This window comes from Kitasatospora sp. NPDC058046 (assembly GCF_042885595.1).
In the GTDB taxonomy this organism is placed as follows: domain Bacteria; phylum Actinomycetota; class Actinomycetes; order Streptomycetales; family Streptomycetaceae; genus Kitasatospora.
In genome coordinates this window covers 148,961-172,999 of the sequence record NZ_JBHVRS010000017.1, presented here as the reverse complement: position 1 = coordinate 172,999, position 24,039 = coordinate 148,961, and the positions used below count along the sequence as shown (strand labels likewise).

The 24,039-nt window shown below is 75.2% G+C and carries 1 protein-coding gene; it reads left to right on the top strand.

From position 1 onward, the window contains the following. The first annotated feature begins 99 nt into the window (after window positions 1–99). A complete protein-coding gene (locus tag ACFVU7_RS29880; RefSeq protein WP_388048136.1) occupies window positions 100–24,036 on the top strand; it encodes a non-ribosomal peptide synthase/polyketide synthase in 23,937 nt (7,978 codons plus the stop codon). Window positions 24,037–24,039 lie beyond the last annotated feature (3 nt).

Here is a 24,039-nt window from a genome sequence, read left to right as displayed (position 1 = left end):
TGCCACCGACCAGGCCGCTCCGCCCGCCGACAGCGTGACGCCACCGCAGTCGGCGCGTCCTGCGCGCCTGCCCGCCCACACTCTTCCGGAGGTCTTCCCATGTCCCGTCGCGACGGCGACGTCCTTCCCCTGACCGGGGCCCAGCGCGAGATCTGGCTCGCCGAACAACGCTCCCGCACACCGATCCCCGGCTACCGCGTCGGCGAGTGCCTGGAGATCCACGGGCCGGTGGACCCGGAGCTGTTCGAGACGGCGCTGCGCCGGGTGGTCGACGAGGTCGACGCCCTGCACGTGACCTTCGTCGACGATGGCGAGGGCCCGCGCCAGGTCCTCCGCGAGACCTGGGACTGGGCACCGGCCCACCTGGACCTCAGCGGGGAGCCCGAACCCCGCGCGGCGGCCCTGGAGTGGATGGAGCGGGACCTGCTGCGCCCGCTGGACCTCGCGCGCGACCAGCTGTTCGGCCACGCGCTGATCCGGCTGTCGCCGACCGAGTACCTCTGGTACCTGAACTACCACCACGTGGTGCTGGACGCGATCAGCAGCTCGATGGTCCGCGGGCGGGTCGGCGAGGTGTACTCGGCGCTGGCCGACGGCGGCCCGGTGCCGCCGTCCCCGTTCGGCCCGCTGCGGGACCTGGTCGACAGCGACGCCGCCTACCGCGCGTCGGCGGACTTCACCGCCGACCGCGACTACTGGACGGAACGATTCGCCGACCGGCCGGAACCGACCCGGCTGACCCGCACGGCCCCGACCGACCCGGACCGCGCGCTCCGGCTGGCCGAGGAGCGGGAACTGCGGCGCCCGGACGCGCTGCGCGCCGCGGCGGCGAGGACCGGCGTCCGCTGGTCCCGCCTGGTGGTCGCGGCGGCGGCGCTCTACGCGCACCGGCTGACCGGAACGCGGGACGTGGTGCTCGCCCTCCCCGTCACGGCCCGGCGGTCCGCCGACCGCGACCTGACGGCGGTGCCCGGCACGATGTCCAACGTGGTGCCCCTGCGGCTGACCGTACGACCGGACATGCCGTGGGGCGACCTCGTCGCCCAGGCGGCGCGGGAGGTCGAGGCGGCCGTCGCGCACGAGCGGTACCGCAGCGAGGACCTGCTGCGGGACCTCGGGGCCCCCGGCAGCATCGGGACGGCGTTCCCGCTGATCGTCAACATCATGGCGTTCAACTCCCGGCCGACCTTCGCCGGGCACCCCGCCTCCGTGCACCACTTCGTGTCGGGGTCGACCAGCGACCTGGCCGTCTGGCTGTTCGACTACCGGGACGGCAACCCGCCGCTGCTCAGGCTGCACGGCTCGCCCGAGGCGTACGGCGCGGACGACCTCGCCGCCCACCAGCGGCGGCTGATCGCCCTGCTCGACGCCGTCGCGGACTGCGACCCGGACGAGCCGCTGAGCCGGATCGACCTGCTCACCGCCGAGGAGCACCGCGAGGTGGCCGCCCTCGGCACCGGGCCGACGGCGGAGCTCCCGGCCGAGACCCTGCCGGAGCTGTTCCGCAAGCACGCGCGGGCCACGCCGGACGCCGTCGCGGTGGTGGGGCCGGAAGCGTCGCTGACGTACGGGGAGCTGGACGCGCGGGCGAACCGGCTGGCGCACGCCCTGGTCGCCCGGGGCGCCGGGCCGGAGCGGCTGGTGGCGGTGGCGCTGCCGAGGTCGGCCGAGCTGGTCGTGGCGATCCTCGCGGTGCTGAAGACCGGGGCGGCCTACGTCCCGGTCGATCCCGAGTACCCGGCCGCCCGGATCGCCCACCTGCTCGACGACGCCCGCCCGGCCCTGGTGGTGACCGACACCCTCAGCGCGGGGCGGCTGCCGGGGGAGGGCTCCGTCGACCGGCTGGTCCTCGACGACCCGGCGACGGCCGACCTGGTGAACGACCAGTCGCCGGCCGACCCGATGGCGGCCGTCGACCCGGGCCACCCGGCGTACGTCATCCACACCTCCGGCTCCACCGGCCGGCCCAAGGGCGTGGCGCCGACCCACGGCGGCCTGCTCAACCTGCTCACCGACCTCCGGCAGGTCCACCTCCTGCCGGTGACGGGCGACCGGCCGCGGCGGCGGGTGGCCCTGACCACGTCGGTGTCCTTCGACGCCTCGTGGAACCAGCTGCTCGCCCTGTTCGCGGGCCACGAGCTGCACGTCCTGGACCACGAGACCTGGACCGACCCCGACGCCTTCGTCGGCTACGCGGCGCGCCACGGGCTGGACTACGTCGAGGCCACCCCGTCCTACCTCCAGGTCCTGGTCGCCCACGGGCTCCTGGCCGACGGGAACCGGCGCCCGGCGCTGGTCGCGGCCGGCGGCGAGGCCGTCCCGGAGCGGCTGTGGGCGGAACTGCGGGCGGCGGACGGGGTGTCCTGCCTCAACCTCTACGGACCGTCCGAGTGCACCGTCAACCCGGTGGTCGCCTCCGTGGGGTCGAGCCCGCTCCCGGTCATCGGCCGGCCCGCCACCAACGTCCGGCTCCACGTGCTCGACGGCGCCCTGCGGCCGCTGCCGGCCGGCACGCCCGGCGAGCTGTACATCGCCGGGCCCGGCCTGGCCCGCGGCTACCTGAACCGGCCGGGCCTCACCGTCGGGCGGTTCGTCGCCGATCCGTACGGTCCGGCCGGCTCGCGCATGTACCGCACCGGCGACCTGGTGCGCTGGAACGCCGAGGGGCAGCTGGAGTTCCTCGGGCGCACCGACGACCAGGTCAAGGTCCGCGGCTTCCGGGTGGAGCTCGGCGAGGTCGAGGCCGTCCTCGCCGAGCACCCGCTGGTCGCCGGGGCCGCCGCCGTGGTGCGCACCGAGGACGAGCCCCGGCTGGTCGCCTACGCCGTCGCCGAGCCCGGCGCCACGGTCACCGACACCGCCCTGCGCGAACACCTCCGGGAGCGGCTGCCCAAGCACATGGTGCCCTCGGCCTTCGTGCTGCTGGACGCCCTGCCCCTGACGCCGAACGGGAAGCTCGACCGGCGGGCCCTCCCCGCGCCCGACCGGCAGCCCGCCGACCGGGGCCGCGCACCGCGCACCGCGACCGAGCAGCTGCTCGCCGGGCTGTTCGCCGAGGTGCTCGGCGTACCGGAGGCCGGCGCCGACGACGACTTCTTCGACCTCGGCGGGCACTCCCTGCTGGCCACCCGGCTGGTCGCCCGGGCCCGGTCGGTGCTGGGCGTGGAGCTGGGGCTGCGCGACCTGTTCGACGCCCCGACGGTGGCGGGACTGGCCGCGGCGGTGGACGTCGCGGGCCGGGCCCGCCCGGCACTCGGGCGGCGCGAGCGGCCCGCGGCCGTCCCGCTGTCCTTCGCGCAGCGCCGGCTGTGGTTCCTGCACCGCATGGAGGGCCCGAGCGCCACATACAACATCCCGCTGGCGCTGCGGCTGTCCGGAACCCTCGACCAGCAGGCCCTGGACGCCGCCCTGGCGGACCTGGTCGAGCGGCACGAGAGCCTGCGCACCGTCTTCCCGGTGGTCGACGGCGTGCCGTGCCAGCGGGTCCTGGAGGCCGACGAGGCCCGGCCGGGGCTGCGGGTGACCGAGGCCGGCGGGCGCGAGCTGCCGGACCTGCTGGGAGAGGCGGCGCGGTACGGCTTCGAGCTCGCGGAGGAGCCGCCGCTGCGCGCCGAGCTCTTCCGGCTCGGCGACGAGGAACACGTGCTGCTGCTGGTGGTGCACCACATCGCCGGTGACGGCTGGTCGGCGGGGCCGCTCCTGCGGGACCTGCGGACCGCCTACGCGGCCCGCACCGGGGGTGCGAAGCCGCAGTGGTCGCCACTGCCCGTCCAGTACGCCGACTACGCCCTCTGGCAGCGGGAGCTGCTCGGCGACGGCGCCGACCCGGACAGCCTGCTCAGCGGCCAGCTCGCCTACTGGCGGGAGCGGTTGGCGGACCTGCCCGAGCAGGTGGAGCTGCCCTTCGACCGGTCCCGCCCGGCGGTGATGTCCTACCGGGGCGCCCACCTGCCGGTGCGGATCGACGCCGAGCTGCACCAGGGCCTGCGCGAGCTCGCCCGCGACGGCGGTGCCAGCCTGTTCATGGTGCTCCAGGCCGGGCTGGCCGCCCTCCTGGGCAAGCTCGGCGCGGGCAGCGACGTCCCGATCGGCACCCCGATCGCCGGCCGCACCGACGAGGCCCTGGACGACCTGGTCGGCTTCTTCGTCAACACCTTGGTGCTGCGCACCGACCTCTCCGGAGACCCGTCCTTCACCGAACTGCTGGGCCGGGTGCGCTCCGACGCGCTGGCCGCGTACGCCCACCAGGACGTGCCGTTCGAGCACCTGGTGGAGGCGCTGAACCCCACCCGGACCCTGGCGCACCACCCGCTGTTCCAGACCATGCTCGCCCTGCAGAACGCGCCGCTCGACACCGTCGACCTGCCCGGGCTGCGGGTGACGACCGACCTGGTGCACACCGGGACGGCCAAGTGCGACCTGACCTTCATCCTGGCCGAACAGCCCGAGGGCCTCTCGGGCGTCCTGGAGTACAGCACCGACCTGTTCGACGAGGCCACCGCGGCGGGCATCGTCGACCGGTGGCTGCGGCTGCTGCGCGCCGTCGTCGCCGACCCGGGCCGACGGATCGGCCGGGTGGACGTGCTGTCCGCCGAGGAGCTCCGCGCGCTGCTCCCGGCCCGTACCGAGAAGGAGGACGCGCCAGGCAGCAGCCTGACCGCGCTCTTCGAGCGGCAGGTCCGGGCCGACCCGGCCGCCGTCGCCCTCATGGACGGTGAAGCAACCTTCTCCTACGGCGAGTTGAACGCCCGAGCCAACCGGCTCGCGCACGCGCTCATCGACCGGGGCGTGGGCCCGGAGCAACTGGTGGCCCTGGCCCTGCCGCGCTCGGCGGAGCTGGTCGTGGCCGTCCTCGCGGTGCTCAAGGCCGGCGGCGCCTACGTGCCGGTGGACCCGACGTATCCGGCGGCCCGGATCTCCTACCTGCTCCAGGACACCCGGCCCGCGCTGCTCGTCACCACGAGCGCTGTCGGCGAGCTGCCGGGGGCGGACCACCTGGACCGGCTGCTGCTGGACTCCGCCGACCTGGACGGGCGGCCGGACACCGACCCGGGGGTCGCCGTCGACCCCGGCCACCCGGCGTACGTCATCTACACCTCCGGCTCCACCGGCAACCCCAAGGGCGTCGTGGTCCCGCACCGCAACGTGGTGCGCCTGTTCCGGACGACGGAGGAGCTGTTCGGCTTCACCGCCGACGACGCCTGGACGCTCTTCCACTCCTACGCCTTCGACTTCTCCGTCTGGGAGCTGTGGGGCCCGCTGCTGCACGGCGGCCGCCTCGTGGTCGTGGACCACGAGACCAGCCGCTCGCCCGGCCGCTTCCTGGAACTCCTCGCCCGCGAGCGGGTGACCGTCCTCAACCAGACGCCGTCCGCCTTCTACCAGCTGATGCAGTCGGACGCCGAGCAGCCGCGTGAACTCGCCCTGCGCACCGTCGTGTTCGGCGGCGAGGCACTGGAGCACGCCCGGCTGGCGAGCTGGTACGAGCGGCACCCGGAGGACGCGCCGCGGCTGGTCAACATGTACGGCATCACCGAGACCACCGTGCACGTCACCCACGCCGCGCTCGACCCCGCCGGCACCGGCGCCGGCGGGATCGGCGCGGCCCTCCCGGACCTGCGGACGTACGTGCTCGACGACGGCCTGCGGCCGGTGGCCCCGGGCGTGCCCGGCGAGCTGTACGTCGCGGGCCCCGGCCTGGCGCGCGGCTACCTGAACCGGCCCGGCCTGACCGCCGGGCGGTTCGTCGCGGACCCGTTCGGACCGGCCGGGTCGCGGATGTACCGCAGCGGTGACGTGGTGCGCCGCGCGGCCGACGGCGGCCTGAGCTACGTCGGCCGGGCTGACCAGCAGGTGAAGGTGCGCGGCTTCCGGATCGAACTCGGCGAGGTCGAGGCGGCGCTGGCCGCACACCCCGGCGTCGCCCAGGTCGCCGTCCTCGCCCGGCAGGACCGCGCCGACGACACCCGGCTGGTCGCCTACCTGGTAACGGCCCCGGGCGCCGAACCGCGCCCGGCCGAGCTGCGCGAGCACCTCGCCGAGCGGCTGCCGGAGCACATGGTGCCCTCGGCGTTCGTCGCGCTGGACGCGCTGCCGCTGACCGCCAACGGCAAGCTGGACCACCGGGCCCTGCCCGCCCCCGACCTCGCCCCGGCGTCGGCCGGCCGCGCCCCGCGCACCCCGCAGGAGCAGGTGCTCTGCGAGCTGTTCGCCGAGGTCCTGGGCGTGGCGTCGGCCGGCGTCGAGGACGGTTTCTTCGACCTCGGCGGGCACTCCCTGCTCGCCACCCGCCTGGCCGCCCGGATCCGCGCGACGCTCGGCGTGGAGATGCCGCTGCGCACCCTGTTCGAGGCGCCGACCCCGGCCGCCCTGGCCGCCGCCCTGGTGGCGGCCGGACCGGCGCAGACCGCCCTGGTGCGGCGCGAGCGCCCCGAGGCGGTCCCGCTGTCCTTCGCGCAGCGGCGCCTCTGGTTCCTGCACCAGCTGGAGGGCGCCGGCGCGAACTACCACATCGCCCTGGCCTGGCGCCTGTCCGGGGAGCTGGACCGGCGGGCGCTGGAGGCCGCCCTGGCAGACGTGGTCGGACGGCACGAGAGCCTGCGGACCGTCTTCCCGGTCGTCGACGGCGTCCCGCACCAGCGGGTACTGGACGTCGTGGCGGCCCGCCCGCGGCTGCTCGTGAGCCGGACCACGGAGGCCGGGCTGTCCACCCTGATGGCGGCGGCGAAGGACCGGCCGTTCGACCTGGCGGCCGATGCGCCGCTGCGGGTCGAGCTGTTCGAACTGGCGCCGGACGAGCACGTGTTCCAGCTGGTGCTCCACCACATCGCGGGTGACGGCTGGTCGCTGGGCCCGCTCACGCAGGACCTGACCGCCGCCTACGCGGCGCGCTGCCGCGGCGGGGCACCGCGGTGGGAGGGCCTGCCGGTCCAGTACGCCGACTACACCCTGTGGCAGCACGAGCTGCTCGGCGACTCCACCGACCCGGACAGCCCGTTCGCCCGCCAGGCGGCCTACTGGACACGGCAGTTGGCCGGCCTCCCGGAGCGGATCCAGCTGCCCGCCGACCGGCCCCGCCCGGCCGTCGCCTCGCACCGGGGCGGCTTCGTGCACGCCGGACTGGACGCCGAGCTGCACCGTGCGCTGCGCGCGCTCGCCCGCGAGCACGGCACCAGTCTCTTCATGGTCCTCCAGGCCGGCCTGGCGGCGCTGCTGAGCAAGCTCGGCGCGGGCGACGACATCCCGGTCGGCAGCCCGGTCGCCGGCCGGACCGACCAGGCGCTGGACGAGCTGGTCGGCTACTTCGTCAACACCCTGGTCTTCCGCACCGACACCTCGGGCGATCCGACCTTCGCCGAACTGCTGGACCGGGTCCGGGACACCTCGCTGGCCGGGTACGCCCACCAGGACCTGCCGTTCGAGCACCTGGTCGAAGCCCTCAACCCGGTGCGCTCGCTGGCGCACCACCCGCTGTTCCAGGTCATGCTGGTGCTGCAGAACGCGCCCCGGGCCGACTTCGCGCCGCCCGGACTGCACGTCGACGACATGCCGTTGACGACGACCACCGCCAAGCTCGACCTGATCTTCACCCTGTCCGAGCGGCAGGCGCCGGACGGTTCCCCGGAGGGGATCGACGGGCTCGTCGAGTACGCCGGCGACCTCTACGACCCGGCCACCGTCGAGACGATGTTCGGGCGCCTGGAGCGGCTGCTCCGCGCCGTGGTCGCCGACCCGCGGCGGCGGCTCAGCCGGTACGGCCTGCTCTCCGCCGAGGAGCACGGCGACCTGGCGGCCCTGGGCACCGGACCGGAGGTGGAGCTCCCGGCCGCGAGCGTGCCGGAGCTGTTCCGGGCGCAGGTGCGGGCGACGCCGGACCAGGTGGCGCTGGTGAGCGGGGACGTCTCGCTGACGTACGAGGAGCTGGACGCGCGGGCGAACCGGCTGGCGCACGCCCTGATCGCCCGGGGCGCGAGGCCGGAGCGCCTGGTGGCGGTCGCCCTGCCGAGGTCGGCCGAACTGGTCGTGGCGATCCTCGCCGTGCTGCGGACCGGGGCGGCCTACGTCCCGGTCGATCCCGAGTACCCGGCCGCGCGGATAGGGCACATGCTGGACGACGCAGGCCCGGTCCTGGTGGTGACCGACGCCCGGACCCGGGACGGGCTGCCGGAAGCCGGTCCGGCCGGGTGGCTGGTGCTCGACGACCCGGCGACGGCCGCCCTGGTGGCCGACTGCCCGGCGACGGACCCGCTGGTCGCCATCGACCCGGGGCACCCGGCCTACGTGATCTACACCTCCGGTTCCACCGGCAGGCCCAAGGGCGTGCTGTCGACCCACGGCGGCCTGCTCAACCTCTTCGTCAGCCAGCGTCCGCTGCTGTTCCCCCGGGGGACGAAGGAGCGGCTGCGCATCGGGCTGACCACCTCGGTGTCGTTCGACGCCTCCTGCGACCAGCTGTCCAGCCTGTACGCGGGCCACGAACTGCACGTCCTGGACGAGGCGACCTGGTCCGACCCGGACGCCTTCGTCGACTACGTCAGGCGCGCCGGGCTGGACTATGTCAACGCCACCCCGTCCTACCTGCACGAGCTCGTCGCCCGGGGACTCCTGGACGACCCGGAGCGCCGGCCCTCGGTGGTCTCGATGGGCGGGGAGGCCGTTCCGGACCAGCTGTGGGAGCGGCTGCGGGCCGTCGAGGGCGTGTCCTGCCTGAACTACTACGGGCCGTCCGAATGCACGGTGGACGCCGTCGTCGCACCGCTGGGATCGAGTCCGCGCCCGGTGATCGGCCGGCCGCTCGGGGGCCTCCGGCTGTACGTCCTCGACGGCACGCTGCGCCCGGTGCCCGCGGGCGTGGCGGGCGAGCTGTACCTCGCCGGGGCGGGCCTGGCCCGCGGCTACCTGAACCGGCCGGGCCTCACCGCCGGCCGCTTCGTGGCGGACCCGTTCGGTCCGAGCGGCACGCGCATGTACCGCACCGGCGACCTGGTCCGCTGGGGCGCCGACCGGAACCTGGAGTTCCTCGGCCGGACCGACGACCAGGTCAAGGTGCGCGGCTTCCGGATCGAACTCGGCGAGGTCGAGGCGGCGTTGGCGGAACACCCGCAGGTCGCCCAGGTCGCCGTGACGGTCCGGGAGGACCGGGCCGGGGACGCGCGGCTGGTCGCCTACCCGGTGGCCGTCACCGGGGCGGAACTCCGGCCGGAGGAGCTGCGGGCACACCTGCGCGAGCGACTGCCGGAGTACATGGTCCCGACCGCCTTCGTCGCCCTGAGGAGCCTGCCGCTGACCGCCACCGGCAAGCTGGACCGGCGCGCGCTGCCCGCACCCGTCCACACCGCGCCGACGACCGGCCGCGCGCCGCGCACCCCGCAGGAGCAGGTTCTCGCCGAGCTGTTCGCCGAGGTGCTGGGCGTGGCCGAGGTCGGGGCCGACGACGACTTCTTCGAGCTCGGCGGGCACTCCCTGCTCGCCACCCGGCTGGTCGCCCGGGCGCGGGCCGCCCTCGGGGTGGAACTGGAGCTGCGCGCCCTCTTCGAGACGCCGACGGTGGCCGGGCTGGCCGCCGGGCTCGGCGGGGCCGGCCGGGCCCGGCTCGCCCTGGAGCGGGCGGAGCGGCCCGCGCTGGTGCCGCTGTCGTCCGCCCAGCGGAGGCTGTGGTTCCTGCGCCAGCTGGAGGGCGCCGACTCCGTCTACAACATGCCGCTCGCGTGGCGGCTCTCGGGACCGCTGGACCTGGCGGCGCTGGAGGCGGCGCTGGGCGACGTCAGTGCCCGGCACGAGACCCTGCGCACCGTCTTCCCGGCCGTGGACGGGGTTCCCCACCAGCAGGTGCTGCCCGCTGGAGCGGCACGCCCGACGCTGTCGGTCACCCCGGTCGACGAACCGGCCCTGCCGGAACGGCTGGCGGCGGCAGCGGCGCGCGGATTCGACCTCGCGGCCGAACCGCCGCTGCGCGCCGAGGTGTTCGAGCTCCCGGCGGAGGAGCACGTGCTGCTCCTGGTGATGCACCACATCGCCGGTGACGGCTGGTCGCTGGGCCCGCTGGCGGCCGACCTGGCCACCGCGTACGCGGCCCGCCGCCGGGGCGAGGAGCCGCGGTGGGCGCCGCTGCCCGTGCAGTACGCCGACTACACGCTCTGGCAGCGCGACCTGCTCGGCGACGCGGCGGACCCGGACAGCCTGTTCGCCCGCCAGGCGGACCACTGGACGCGGACACTGGCCGGCCTGCCGGAGCAGCTTCGGCTCCCCGCCGACCGCCACCGCCCCGCGACCCCCTCCTACGCCGGCGGACACCTCGACGTCGAACTGGACGCCGAACTGCACGCCGGACTGGTCCGGCTGGGCCGGGAGCACGGCGCCAGCGTCTACATGGTGCTGCAGGCCGCCCTGGCCTCGCTGCTGGACAAGCTCGGCGCGGGCACCGACATCCCGGTCGGCAGCCTGATCGCCGGCCGGACCGACCAGGCGCTGGACGACCTCGTCGGCTTCTTCGTCAACACCCTGGTGCTGCGCACCGACACCGGCGGTGACCCGACCTTCGCCGAGCTGCTGGCCCGGGTCCGGGAGGGCGCGCTCGGCGCGTACGCCCACCAGGACCTGCCGTTCGAGCACGTCGTCGAGGCCCTCAACCCGGCCCGGTCGCTCGCCCGGCAGCCGCTGTTCCAGGTGCTGCTCGCGCTGCAGAACGTGCCCCGCACCGAGTTCGCGCTGGACGGTCTGGACTCCGAGATCCTCCTGGTGCGCACGCCCACCGCGATGTTCGACCTCGGCTTCCACCTGCTGGAGCACGGCGGCACCGGCGGGCCGGCCGAGGGCATCGTCGGGCGGGTCGAGTACAGCACCGACCTGTTCGACCACGCCACGGTGGAGACGCTGCTCGCCCGGTGGCTGCGGCTGCTGGCGGCGGTGGTCGCCGAGCCGGACCGGCCGCTGAGCCGGATCGACGTCCTCACCGCCGAGGAGCGGCACGAGCTGCTGGTCGTGCGTAACGACACCGCCCGCCCGGTGCCCGTCGAGAGCCTGCCCGCCCTGTTCGAGTCCTGGGCCCGGGCGACCCCGGAGGCCGAGGCGGTGGTGTTCGAGTCCACCGTGCTGACGTACGGCGAGCTGAACGCCCGGGCCAACCGGCTGGCGCACGCGCTGATCGCGCGGGGCGTCGGGCCGGAGCGGACCGTCGCCCTGCGGCTGCCGCGCTCGGCGGAGCTGGTGGTCGCCGTCCTCGCGGTGCTCAAGACCGGTGCGGCGTACCTGCCGGTCGACCCGGACTACCCGGCCGCCCGCATCGCGTACATGCTGGAGGACGCCCGGCCGACTGTGGTGCTCGACGACCTCGCGGCCGTCACACCGGACGGGGACCACCCGGAGACCGACCCCGTCGTCACCGTGGACGCACGGCACCCGGCCTACGTCATCTACACCTCGGGCTCCACCGGTCGGCCCAAGGCCGTGGTGATGCCCGCCGCCGGGCTGCTGAACCTGCTGGAGTGGCACCACGAGGCCGTCGGCGGCGAACCCGGCACGCGCACCGCGCAGTTCACCGCGATCAGCTTCGACGTCTCGGTGCAGGAGGTGCTCTCCGCGCTGCTGTACGGCAAGACCCTGGTGGTGCCGACGGAGGAGCAGCGCCGCAGCGCCGAGCTGTTCGCCCACTGGCTGGACCGGCACGGGGTCGAGGAGCTGTTCGCGCCCAACCTGGTGGTCGAGGCGCTCGCCGAGGCCGCCGAGGAGGCCGGGCTGGAGCTGCCGCACCTGCGGCTGGTCGCCCAGGCCGGTGAGGCGATGCGCCTGAGCGGTGCGGTGCGCCGCTTCCAGGGCCGTCGGCCCGGCCGGGTGCTGCACAACCACTACGGCCCCGCCGAGACCCATGTGATCACCGCCTACCCGCTGCCGGCCGACCCGGCGGACTGCCCGCTGCCGGTGCCGATCGGCCGTCCGATCGCCAACTGCCGTGTCTACGTGCTGGATTCGGCCCTGCGCCCGGTCGCCCCCGGGGTGCTGGGCGAGCTGTACCTGGCCGGGGCGGGCCTGGCCCGGGGCTACCTGAACCGGCCCGGGCTCACCGCCGGGCGCTTCGTCGCCGACCCGTACGGTCCGGCGGGCAGCCGGATGTACCGCACCGGCGACCTGGTGCGCTGGCGGGCCGACGGGGAGCTGGAGTTCGCCGGCCGGGTCGACCACCAGGTGAAGGTGCGCGGCTTCCGGGTCGAACCGGGCGAGATCGAGGCCGAGCTGACCGCCCACCCGGGCGTCGCCCAGGTCGCGGTGCTCGCCCGCGAGGACCGGATCGTCGCGTACGTCGTCCCGTCGGCCGGGAGCGGGGCGACCGCGGCGGCGCTGACGGCGTACCTGCGCGGCCGGGTGCCGGACTACCTGGTGCCGTCCGCGTTCATGCTGCTCGACGCGCTGCCGCTGACGCCGAACGGGAAGCTGGACCGAGAGGCGCTGCCCGCGACCGAGGCCACGGCCAGGGAGACGGGCCGGGCGCCGCGCACGCCGCAGGAGCAGATCCTGTGCGAGCTGTTCGCCGAGGTGCTGGGCCTCGCCCGGATCGGGGTCGACGAGGACTTCTTCGCGCTGGGCGGGCACTCCCTGCTCGCCACCCGGCTGGTGTCCCGGGTCCGGGCGACCCTCGGGGTCGAGCTGGAGCTGCGCAGCCTGTTCCGGACCCCGACACCCGCCGGGCTGGCCGCCGGGCTGCACGACGCCGGCACCGCGCGGCAGGCGCTGGTGCCCAGGCCGCGCCGGGAGGAACCGCTGCCGCTGTCCTTCGCCCAGCGCCGGCTCTGGTTCCTCCAGCAGTTCGGGGCGCCCAGCGCCACGTACCACATGCCGCTGGCCCTGCGGCTGTCCGGCCGCCTCGACCGGGCCGCGCTGAGCGCCGCGCTCGCCGACGTGGTGGCCCGGCACGAGACGCTGCGCACGGTGTTCCCGCAGACCGCCGGAATCCCGTTCCAGCGGGTGCTGGACAGCACAGAGGCGGCCGTCCCGCTGACGGTCCGCGCGGCCGGCGAGGCGGAGGTGCCCGCGCTGCTGCGCGAGGCCGCGGTGCGCGGCTTCGACCTGACCTCGGAAGTGCCGCTGCGGGCCGAGCTGTTCGCGGTCGCGCCGGACGAGCACGTGCTGATGCTGGTCATGCACCACATCGTCGGGGACGGCTGGTCGATGGGCCCGCTGGCCCGCGACCTGGCGACCGCCTACACCACCCGCCAGGGCGGCGGGGCGCCGGCCTGGCCGCCGCTGCCGGTCACGTACGGCGACTACACCCTGTGGCAGCACGAGATCCTCGGCGACGAGCACGACGCCGACAGCCTGTTCGCCCGCCAGGTCGCCTACTGGAAGGAGGCGCTGGCCGGGCTGCCCGAGCAGCTCCCGCTGCCCGCGGACCGGCCGCGCCCGGCCGCCATGTCGTACGGCGGCGACCTGCTGGACGTCCGGATCGACGCCGAACTGCACGCGGCACTGGTGGAGTTGGCGCGACGCTCGGGTGCGACCCTGTTCATGGTGCTGCAGGCCGCGCTGGCGGCGCTGTACACCCGGCTGGGCGCGGGCACGGACATCCCGATCGGCTCGCCGATCGCGGGCCGGACCGACGAGGCGCTGGACGAGCTGGTCGGGTTCTTCATCAACACCCTGGTGCTGCGGACGGACACCAGCGGCGACCCGAGCTTCACCGAACTGCTCGGCCGGGTCCGGGAGACGGCGCTGTCGGCGTACGCGCACCAGGACGTGCCCTTCGAGCACCTGGTGGAGGCGCTGAACCCGTCCCGCTCGCTCTCCCACCACCCGCTGTACCAGACCGGGCTGGTCGTGCAGAACGCGCCGGGCGGCGACTTCGAGCTGCCGGGCGTCCGGGTCTCCGGGGTGAACGTCCTCACCGGGACAGCGCGGCTCGACCTGACCTTCGGGTTCGCGGAGGAGCACGGGCCCGACGGCGCGCCGGCCGGGCTCAGCGGTGCGGTCGAGTACAGCACCGACCTGTTCGACCGCTCAACGGTCGAGGCCCTGGTCGCCCGCTGGACCAGGCTGCTGACCGCGGTGGCCGCCGCACCCGAGCAGCCGATCGGCGGGATCGACCTGCTGTCGGCCGAGGAGCGGCACGAGCTGCTGCCCGCTGTCGACGGCGGGGCGGCCGGGGCGAGCCTGCCGGAGCTGTTCGCGGCACGGGTGGCGGCGACGCCGGACGCGGTCGCGCTGGTCTGCGGCGAGGCCGAGCTGACGTACCGCGAGCTGGACGCCCGGGCGAACCGGTTCGCTCAAGCGCTGATCGCGCGGGGGGTGGGCCCGGAGCAGCTGGTGGCGGTGGCGCTGCCGCGCTCGGTGGAGTCGGTGGTGGCGGTCCTCGGTGTGCTGAAGGCCGGGGCGGCGTACCTGCCGGTGGATCCGGCGTACCCGCGGGCGCGGATCGACTTCATGCTGGCGGACGCCCGTCCGGTGCTGGTGGTCGACGACCCCGCCATGGTGGCCGAGGGCGACGGGCCGGAGACCGACCCGGAGGTCGTTCTCGACGTCCGGCACCCGGCCTACGTGATCTACACTTCGGGCTCGACCGGGCGCCCCAAGGGCGTCGTGGTCAGCCACGGCGGTGTGGCGGGCCTGGCGGCGGCGCAGGTCGAGCGCCTCGGCGTCGGGCCGGGCAGCCGGGTGCTGCAGTTCGCCTCGCCCAGCTTCGACGCCTCGTTCTGGGACGTCTGCAGCGCCCTGCTCAGCGGCGCCGCCCTCGTCCTGGCCTCGGCCGAGGCCCCGCTGGAGTCGCTGACGGACCGCCGGCTCGGTGTCACCCATGTGACCCTGCCGCCTTCGGCCCTGGCGGCCGTGGACGGCGCCGAGGTCACGGCCGGCACCCTGGTGGTGGCGGGGGAGGCGTGCCCGCCGGAGCTGGTGGCGCGCTGGGCGCCGGGCCGGCGGATGATCAACGCGTACGGCCCGACCGAGACCACGGTCTGCGCGACGATGAGCGACCCGCTGGCGCCGGGAGCGGGTGCACCGCCGATCGGCCGTGCGGTCGCGGGCTTCCGGGTCTACGTGCTGGACGACCGGCTGCGCCTGGTGCCGCCGGGTGTGCAGGGGGAGTTGTACGTCGCCGGTGAGGGTCTGGCCCGGGGTTACCTGGACCGGCCGGGGCTGACGGCGGGCCGGTTCGTGGCCTGCCCGTTCGAGCCGGGCGCCCGGATGTACCGCACCGGAGACCTGGTGCTTCGGCGCGCCGACGGCGAGCTGGAGTACGTCGGCCGCGCCGACGACCAGGTGAAGGTCCGCGGCTTCCGGATCGAACTCGGCGAGATCGAGGCGGCCCTGGCCGGGCACCCCGCCGTCGCGCAGTCGACGGTCCTGGCCCGGGACGAGCGCCTCGTCGGCTATGTGGTTCCGAGGCCCGGCGTTTCCGCCCGTCCGGCGGAGCTGGCGGCGCACCTGCGCGAGCGCCTGCCGGACTACCTGGTGCCGTCCGCGTTCGTGCTGCTGGAGGCGCTGCCGTTGACGCCGAACGGGAAGCTGGACCGGGCGGCGCTGCCCGCGCCCGAGTCCGTGCCCACGGCGGCGGGCCGGGCGCCGCGCACCCCGCAGGAGCAGATCCTCTGCGAGCTGTTCGCCGAGGTGCTGGGCCGGCCGCAGGTCGGGGTCGACGAGGACTTCTTCGACCTCGGCGGGCACTCCCTGCTCGCCACCCGGCTGGCCGCCAGGGTGCGCTCGGTGCTCGGCGTGGAGCTGGGGCTGCGCGCGCTGTTCCAGACGTCCACGGTGGCGGGTCTGGCCGGGGCGCTGGCCGAGGCGGGCAGTGCACGCCCGACGCTGGCCGTACGGGAGCGGCCGGAGGCCGTACCGCTGTCCTTCGCCCAGCGCCGGCTCTGGTTCCTGCACCGGATGGACGGCGCGGCCGCGACGTACCACATCCCGCTGGCCCTCCAGCTGACCGGGACGCTCGACCGGGCGGCGCTGGACGAGGCGCTGGCCGACGTGGCGGCCCGGCACGAGAGCCTGCGGACGGTCTTCCCGGAGGTGGCCGGCGTCCCGTGCCAGCGGGTCCTGGACCCGGCCGAGGCCCGGCCCCGGGCCGGGCTGACCGAGGTCCCGCAGAACGAACTGCACGGCCGGCTCGCCGAGTTCGCCCGGCGGCCCTTCGACCTGGCGGCGGAGCCGCCGCTGCGGGCGGAGCTGTTCGCGGTCGCGCCGGACGAGCACGTGCTGTTGCTGGTGATGCACCACATCGCCGGTGACGGCTGGTCCACCGGCCCGCTGGCCCGCGACCTCGCCGAGGCGTACGCCGCCCGGAGCACGGGCCGCGCACCCGGTTGGTCGGACCTGCCGGTGCAGTACGCCGACTACACGCTCTGGCAGCGCGACCTGCTCGGCGACGCCGCCGACCCGCAGAGCCGGTTCGCCGAGCAGCTCGACTACTGGAAGCGCCAGCTGTCCGACCTGCCGGAGCTGCTCCAGCTGCCCGCCGACCGGCCGCGGCCGGCCGTCGCCGGCTGGCGCGGGGACCACGTCGGCCTGGAGCTGAGCCCCGAACTGCACGCCGCGCTGACCGAGTTGGCGCGGACCACCGGCACCAGCCTGTTCATGGTGCTGCAGGCGGCGCTGGCGGCGCTGTACACCCGGCTGGGCGCGGGCACGGACATCCCGATCGGTTCGCCGATCGCGGGTCGTACCGACGAGGCGCTGGACGAGCTGGTCGGGTTCTTCGTGAACACGCTGGTGCTGCGGACGGACACCAGTGGTGATCCGAGCTTCACCGAACTGCTCGGGCGGGTGCGGGAGGCGGCGCTGTCGGCGTACGCCCACCAGGACGTGCCGTTCGAGCACCTGGTGGAGGTGCTGAACCCGTCCCGGTCGCTGTCGCACCACCCGCTGTTCCAGACCATCCTGGCCGTGCAGAACGCCCCGATGGGCCGGTTCTCGCTGCCGGGCCTGGAGGTGGCCACCTACGCGGTGGCCACCGGAACGGCCAAGTTCGACCTCGGGGTGAGCCTCGTCGAGCAGTTCGGTCCGGACGGGAGCCCGGCCGGGATCGTCGGCGCGGCGGAGTACGCCACCGACCTGTTCGACCGCTCGACGGTCGAGGCCCTGGTACGGCGCTGGACGCTCCTGCTGGAGGCCGTCACCGCCGACCCGGACCGGTCGATCGGCGCGGTCGACCTCCTCGACGGCGAGGAGCGGCACCGGCTGCTGGAGCGCGGCAACGCGACCGCCCGTGAGGTGGCCGCGGTTCCGGTGCCGCAGGCCTTCGCGGCGCAGGTGTCGGCGACGCCGGACGCGGTCGCCCTCGTCCGGGGCGACGTCGAGTTGACGTACCGTCAATTGAACGCCCGGGCCAACAGGTTCGCGCACGCGCTGATCTCCCAGGGGGTGGGCCCGGAGCAACTGGTGGCGGTGGCGCTGCCGCGCTCGGTGGAAGCCGTGGTCGCCGTCCTGGGCGTCCTGAAGGCCGGGGCGGCGTACCTGCCGGTGGATCCGGCGTACCCGCGGGCGCGGATCGACTTCATGCTGGCGGACGCCCGCCCGGCGCTGCTGGTCGACGACCCCGCCATGGTGGCCGGGGGCGACGGGCCGGAGACCGACCCGGAGGTCGTTCTCGACGTCCGGCACCCGGCGTACGTGATCTACACCTCGGGCTCGACCGGCCGTCCCAAGGGCGTCGTGGTTCCCCACGGCGGTGTCGCGAGCCTGGTCGCCGCCCAGATCGAGCGGTTCGCGATCGAACCCGGCAGCCGGGTGCTGCAGTTCGCCTCGCCGAGCTTCGACGCCTCGGTGTCGGAGATCTACACCGCCCTGCTGCGCGGCGCGGCTCTGGTGCTGCCCCCGGCGGGGGACCCGGTCGCCGCACTGGCCGACCCGGGCCTCGCGGTCACCCATGTGACCGTGCCGCCGTCCGTCCTGGCCGCCGTGCCGGAGGGCTCGGTGGCGGTGTCGACGCTGGTGGTGGCGGGGGAGGCCTGCCCGCCGGAGCTGGTGGCGCGCTGGGCGCCGGGCCGGCGGATGATCAACGCGTACGGCCCGACGGAGACCACGGTCTGCGCGACCATGAGCGACCCGCTGACGGCGGGAGCGGGTGTGCCGCCGATCGGCCGGCCGATCGCCAACGCCCGGGTGTACGTGCTGGACGACCGGCTGCGGCCGGTGCCGCCCGGCGTGCCCGGCGAGCTCTACGTCGCCGGTGCGGGTCTGGCGCGAGGGTACCTGGACCGGCCGGGCTTGACGGCCGGGCGGTTCGTGGCCTGCCCGTTCGAGCCGGGCGCCCGGATGTACCGCACCGGCGACCTGGTCCGCTGGCTCGGTGACGGGCAGTTGGAGTACGTCGGCCGCGCCGACGAGCAGGTGAAGGTGCGCGGCTTCCGGGTCGAGCCGGGCGAGGTCGAGGCGGCGCTGGCCGAGCACCCCGCCGTCGCCCGGGCCGCCGTCCTCGCCCAGGACGACCGGCTCATCGGCTACGTCGTCCCCCGCCAGGAGGAGGCCCGCGACAGCGCCCTGGAAGCGGACCACGTGGGCGAGTGGCAGGATATCTACGACGCCCTGCCGATCGTTCCCGAGGACGCCGGCTTCGGCCAGAACTTCGTGGGCTGGAACAGCAGTTACGACGCCAGCCCGATTCCGGTCGAGCAGATGCGGGAGTGGCGGGACGCCACGGTGGCCCGCATCCTGGCCCTGCGCCCCCGCCGGGTGCTGGAGGTCGGCGTCGGCACCGGCCTGCTCCTGTCGCAGGTCGCACCGCACTGCGAGACGTACTTCGCGACCGACTTCTCCGCCACCGCGATCGACGCGCTGGCCGCCCAGGTGGCCGGCCAGGAGGAGCTGGCCGGCCGGGTCGTCCTGCAGACCCGCCCGGCGCACGACACCGACGGGCTCCCGGCCGGGGAGTTCGACACCATCGTGATCAACTCGGTGGTGCAGTACTTCCCGTCCGCCGACTACCTCGCCGACGTGATCGGGAAGCTGATGGGGCTGCTGGCCCCCGGCGGCGCGCTCTTCGTCGGCGACGTCCGCAACCTGCGGCTGCTGCGCCCGCTGGCCACCGCCGTCCAGCTTCACCGGGTCGGCGAAGGTGCGGACCTCGCTTCGGTGCGCCGTACGGTGGAGCAGGCCTTGCGGGTGGAGAAGGAGCTCCTGGTCGACCCGGACTTCTTCACTGCCCTGCGGGAGCACGGCACGGACATCGGCACGGCGGTCGTCGAGGTCAAGCGCGGCCGCCACCACAACGAGCTGACCCGCTACCGCTACGACGTGACGCTGCACAAGCCGCCGGTCACCCCGGCGGCCCCGGAGCGGTCCGTCGAACTGGCCTGGGGCCGGCAGGTCGCCGGACCGGCCGAACTGCGCGAGCTGCTCGGCCAGTCGCCCCTCGAAGCGCTGCGGATCACCGGGGTGCCGAACAGCCGGGTGGCGCGGGAGGCCGCACTGGCCAGGGCGGTGCAGGACGGCGACGGCTCGCTCGCCGAGCTGCTGGAACGCCTGCACGCCCCGGAGGACGCCGACCTGCCCGACCCGGAGGACTTCCACGCCCTCGGCTCGGAGTTCGGCCGCCCGGTGGCCGTCACCTGGTCGGCCACCGCGGCGGACGCCGTGGACGTCGTCTTCACCGACCCCCGGGCGCTCCACGGCTCCCCGGTCGAGGCGTACCGGCCGGCCCGGGCCACGGGTGCGCCGCTGTCCTCGCTGACCAACCGCCCGACCGGAAACCGGGGCACCAGCGCCCTCCTGGGCGAACTCCGCGACTGGCTGCGGGACCGGCTGCCCGACTACCTGGTCCCCTCGGCGTTCGTGGCGCTGGAGGCGCTGCCCCTGACGGCCAACGGCAAGCTCGACCGCCGTGCTCTGCCCGCCCCCGACCTCGGCCCGGTCGCGGTCGGACGGGCGCCGCGCACCCCGCAGGAGCAGCTCCTCGCCGAGCTGTTCGCCGAGGTGCTCGGCCTGGCACAGGTCGGCGTCGACGACGGCTTCTTCGACCTGGGCGGGCACTCCCTGCTGGCGACCCGCCTGGCCTCCCGGGTCCGGGCGACCCTCGGCGCGGAGCTGGAGGTCCGGACCCTGTTCGAGACCCCCACCGTGGCCGGGCTGGCTGCCCGCCTGGACGGCTCCGGAGCGGCGCGGCCCGCGCTGACCGCCCAGGCCCGCCCCGACCGGGTGCCGCTCTCCTTCGCCCAGCGCCGTCTCTGGTTCCTGCACCGGATGGACGGGCCGAGCGCCACCTACAACATGCCGCTCGCGCTCAGCCTGACCGGCGAGCTGGACCGCCCGGCCCTGCACGCCGCGCTCGCGGACGTGGTCGCCCGGCACGAGAGCCTGCGGACGGTGTTCCGCGAGACGGACGGCGTGCCGTACCAGGTCGTGCTGAGCGCCGAGCAGGCGCGCCCCGCACTGCCGGTGGTGGAGATCGACGGGAGCGCCCTGGCCGGGCGCCTGGCGGAGACGGCCGGGTGCGGCTTCGACCTGGCCGCGGAGCCGCCGGTCCGGGCGGAGCTGTACGCGCTCGCCCCCGACCGGCACGCCCTGCTGGTCGTGGTGCACCACATCGCCGCCGACGGCTGGTCGATGGGCCCGCTCTCCGGTGACCTCGCCGCGGCCTACGCGGCCCGCTGCCGCGGCGAGGCCCCGCGGTGGTCCCCGCTGCCGGTGCAGTACGCCGACTACAGCGCCTGGCAGCGCGACCTGCTCGGTGACGCCGCCGACCCGGACAGCCTGTTCGCCCGGCAACTGGCCTACTGGAAGGAGGAGCTGGCCGGCGTCCCGCAGCAACTGCAACTGCCCGCCGACCGGCCGCGGCCGCCGGTGGCCTCCCAGCGCGGCGACGGGGTCGCGGTCCGGCTCGACGCCGAACTGCACCAGGCCCTGCGGGACCTGGCCGCCGCGCGCGGCGCCAGCATGTTCATGGTGCTCCAGGCCGGCCTCGCGGCCCTGCTCACCCGGCTCGGCGCCGGCACCGACATCCCGATCGGCAGCCCGATCGCCGGGCGCACCGACCAGGCGCTGGACGAGCTGGTCGGGTTCTTCGTCAACACCCTGGTGCTGCGCACCGACACCGGCGGCGACCCGTCCTTCGCCGAACTGCTCGGCCGGGTCCGGCAGAAGGCGCTCGGCGCGTACGACCACCAGGACGTGCCGTTCGAGTACCTGGTCGAGGTGGTCAACCCCGCGCGGTCGCTGGCCCACCACCCGCTGTTCCAGATCATGCTGGCCCTGCAGAACGCGCCGGTCGGCGAGTTCGCGCTGCCGGGGCTGGAGACCGGCCACCTGGCGGCGCCGACCGGCACCTCCCGGGTCGACCTGACCTTCAGTCTGGCCGAGCGGTTCGGCGAGGACGGCGCCCCCGACGGCCTGGTCGGCGCGGTGGAGTACGCCACCGACCTGTTCGACGCGCCCACCGTGGAGCTGCTGTTCGAGCGCCTGGCCCGGCTGCTGCGGGCGGCGGTCGCCGACCCGGACCGGCCGATCAGCCGGATCGACATCATGCCCGCCGAGGAACGCCGCCGACTGCTCGCCGGGTCCACCGGTGCCGCTGCCGAGCTGCCCCGGGCCGCGGTGCCGGAGCTGTTCGCCCGCCAGGTGCGGGCCACCCCGGAGGCGGTCGCGGTCGTCGCGGGCGGCACCGAGCTGACCTACGCGCAGCTCGACCAGCGGGCCGCCCGCCTGGCGCGGGCGCTGATCCGCCAGGGCGTACGGCCGGAGACGCCGGTCGCGGTCATGCTGGACCGCTCGGCGGAGCTGGTCGTGGCGATCCTGGCGATCATCAAGGCCGGCGGCGCCTACGTGCCGCTGGACCCGCGCTTCCCCTCCTCCCGGGTCGACCTGATCCTGCGGGAGAGCGGGGCCGCGCTGGTGCTCACCCGGGAGGTGCTCACCGCACTGGAGCGGTCCGCGGCGGCCGATCCTTCCGACGTCGAAGTCCCCTGTGCGCCGGAGCAGTTGGCGTACATCATGTACACCTCCGGCTCGACCGGCCGGCCGAAGGGGGTGGCCGTCACCCACCGCGACGTGGTGGGCCTCGCGCTCACCCCCGAGTGGCGGGGCGGCGGACACGCGCGGGTGCTGATGCACTCCCCGACGGCCTTCGACCTCTCCACCTACGAGCTGTGGGTGCCGCTGCTCAACGGCGGCCGGGTCGTCGTGGCGCCGCCGGAGCAGCTCGACCTCGACCTGCTCCAGCACACCATCACCGCGCACGGGGTGACCGGACTGTGGCTCACGGCCGGACTGTTCCGCCTGGTCGCCGAGGAGCGCCCGGGCCTGCTCGCCGGGGTCCGCGAGGTGTGGACCGGCGGCGACGTGGTCTCCCCGGCCGCCGTCGCCCGGGTGCGGGAGGCCTGCCCCGGCATCGAGGTGGTCAACGGCTACGGGCCCACCGAGGCCACCACCCTGGCCACCCGGCACCCGGTGGACGACCTCCCCGAACACGCCGCGACCGTGCCGATCGGCCGGCCGATGGCGAACATGCGCGCCTACGTGCTCGACGAGCGGCTGCGCCCGGCGCCGACCGGCATGGTCGGCGAGCTGTACCTCGCGGGGACGGGCGTGGCCCGCGGCTACCTCGGACGGGCCGGCCTGACGGCGGAGCGCTTCACCGCCGACCCGTACGGGCCGTCCGGCAGCCGGATGTACCGCACCGGCGACCTCGCCTCCTGGCGGACCGACGGCACGCTGGACTTCGCCGGCCGCGCCGACCACCAGGTCAAGCTGCGCGGCCTGCGGATCGAGCCCGGCGAGATCGAGGCCGTCCTGGCGGGCTGCCCGGGCGTCGCCCAGGCAGCCGTCGTCGCCCGTGAGGACCGGCCCGGCGACAAGCGCCTGGTCGCCTACCTGGTGCCCACCCCGGAGGGGGCGCCCGAGGCGGGCGAGCTGTCCGGCCGGCTGCGCCGCGACCTGCCCGACTACATGGTGCCGGCGGCGTTCGTCACCGTGGACGCGCTGCCGCTGACCGCCAACGGCAAGCTCGACCGGGCTGCCCTGCCCGCCCCCGAGTACGGGTCCTCGACCGCCGGGCGCGGCCCCCGGACGCCGCAGGAGCAGCTGCTGTGCGGCCTCGTCGCCGAGGTCCTCGGCCGGGAGCAGGTGGGCATCGACGACAACTTCTTCGACCTGGGCGGGCACTCGCTGCTGGCCGCCCGGCTGGCCTCCCGGGTCCGCGAGACCCTCGGCCTGGAGCTGGGTCTGCGGATGCTGTTCGAGGCGCCGACCGTGGCCGGTCTCACCGAGCGGCTGGTCATGGACGACCCCGAGGACGCGTTGGACGTGGTGCTGCCGCTGCGCTCGACCGGGACCGGGACGCCGCTGTTCTGCGTCCACCCCGGCGGCGGCATCAGCTGGTCGTACAGCGGCCTGCTGAACCACCTCGGACCGCAGCACCCGGTCTACGCCATCCAGGCGCGCGGCCTCGGCCGGCCCGAACCCCTGCCGACGTCCTACGAGGAGATGGCGGCGGACTACGCCGACCAGATCCAGAAGATCCAGCCGGAGGGCCCGTACCTGCTGCTCGGCTGGTCCGCCGGCGGGCTGATCGCCCACGCGCTCGCCTGCGAGCTGCAGTCGCGCGGTGAACGGACCGCACTGCTGGCGATCCTCGACGCCTACCCGGTGAAGGAGGTGCGGTTCGAGGTGGCTCCGGTGCCCACCGTGCGGGACGTGCTCGTCGGCGTGCTCGACGTCGACCCGGACGAACTGGGCGACCGGGAGATCACCTACGCCGAGGTCGCCGAGGTGCTGAACCGCCGGGGCAGCGCGCTGGCCGGCCTGACCGAGCGGCAGGTCGAGGTGATCGTCGAGATCATGATCAACAACTCGAAGCTGGCGGTCGACTTCGTCCCCGGCGGCTTCGACGGGGACCTGCTGCTGTTCAACTCCACGATCGACCGCGCCGAGGACAACGCCGGGCCCGAGACCTGGCGCCCCTACGTCACCGGCCGGATCGAGTCCCACGAGATCACCACCCGGCACGACCGGATGACCCAGGCCGGCTCGCTGGCCCAGATCGGACCGGTCCTGGCCGCCAGGATCACCGAGGCCGTCGGCGACACCGACGGCACCACCACCCTTTCCCACCAGGAGGACTGACCC

What these genes read in the sequence shown, in the direction of transcription:
- ACFVU7_RS29880 (WP_388048136.1), top strand. Translation starts at nt 100, where the DNA reads ATGTCCCGTCGCGACGGCGACGTCCTTCCCCTGACCGGGGCCCAGCGC.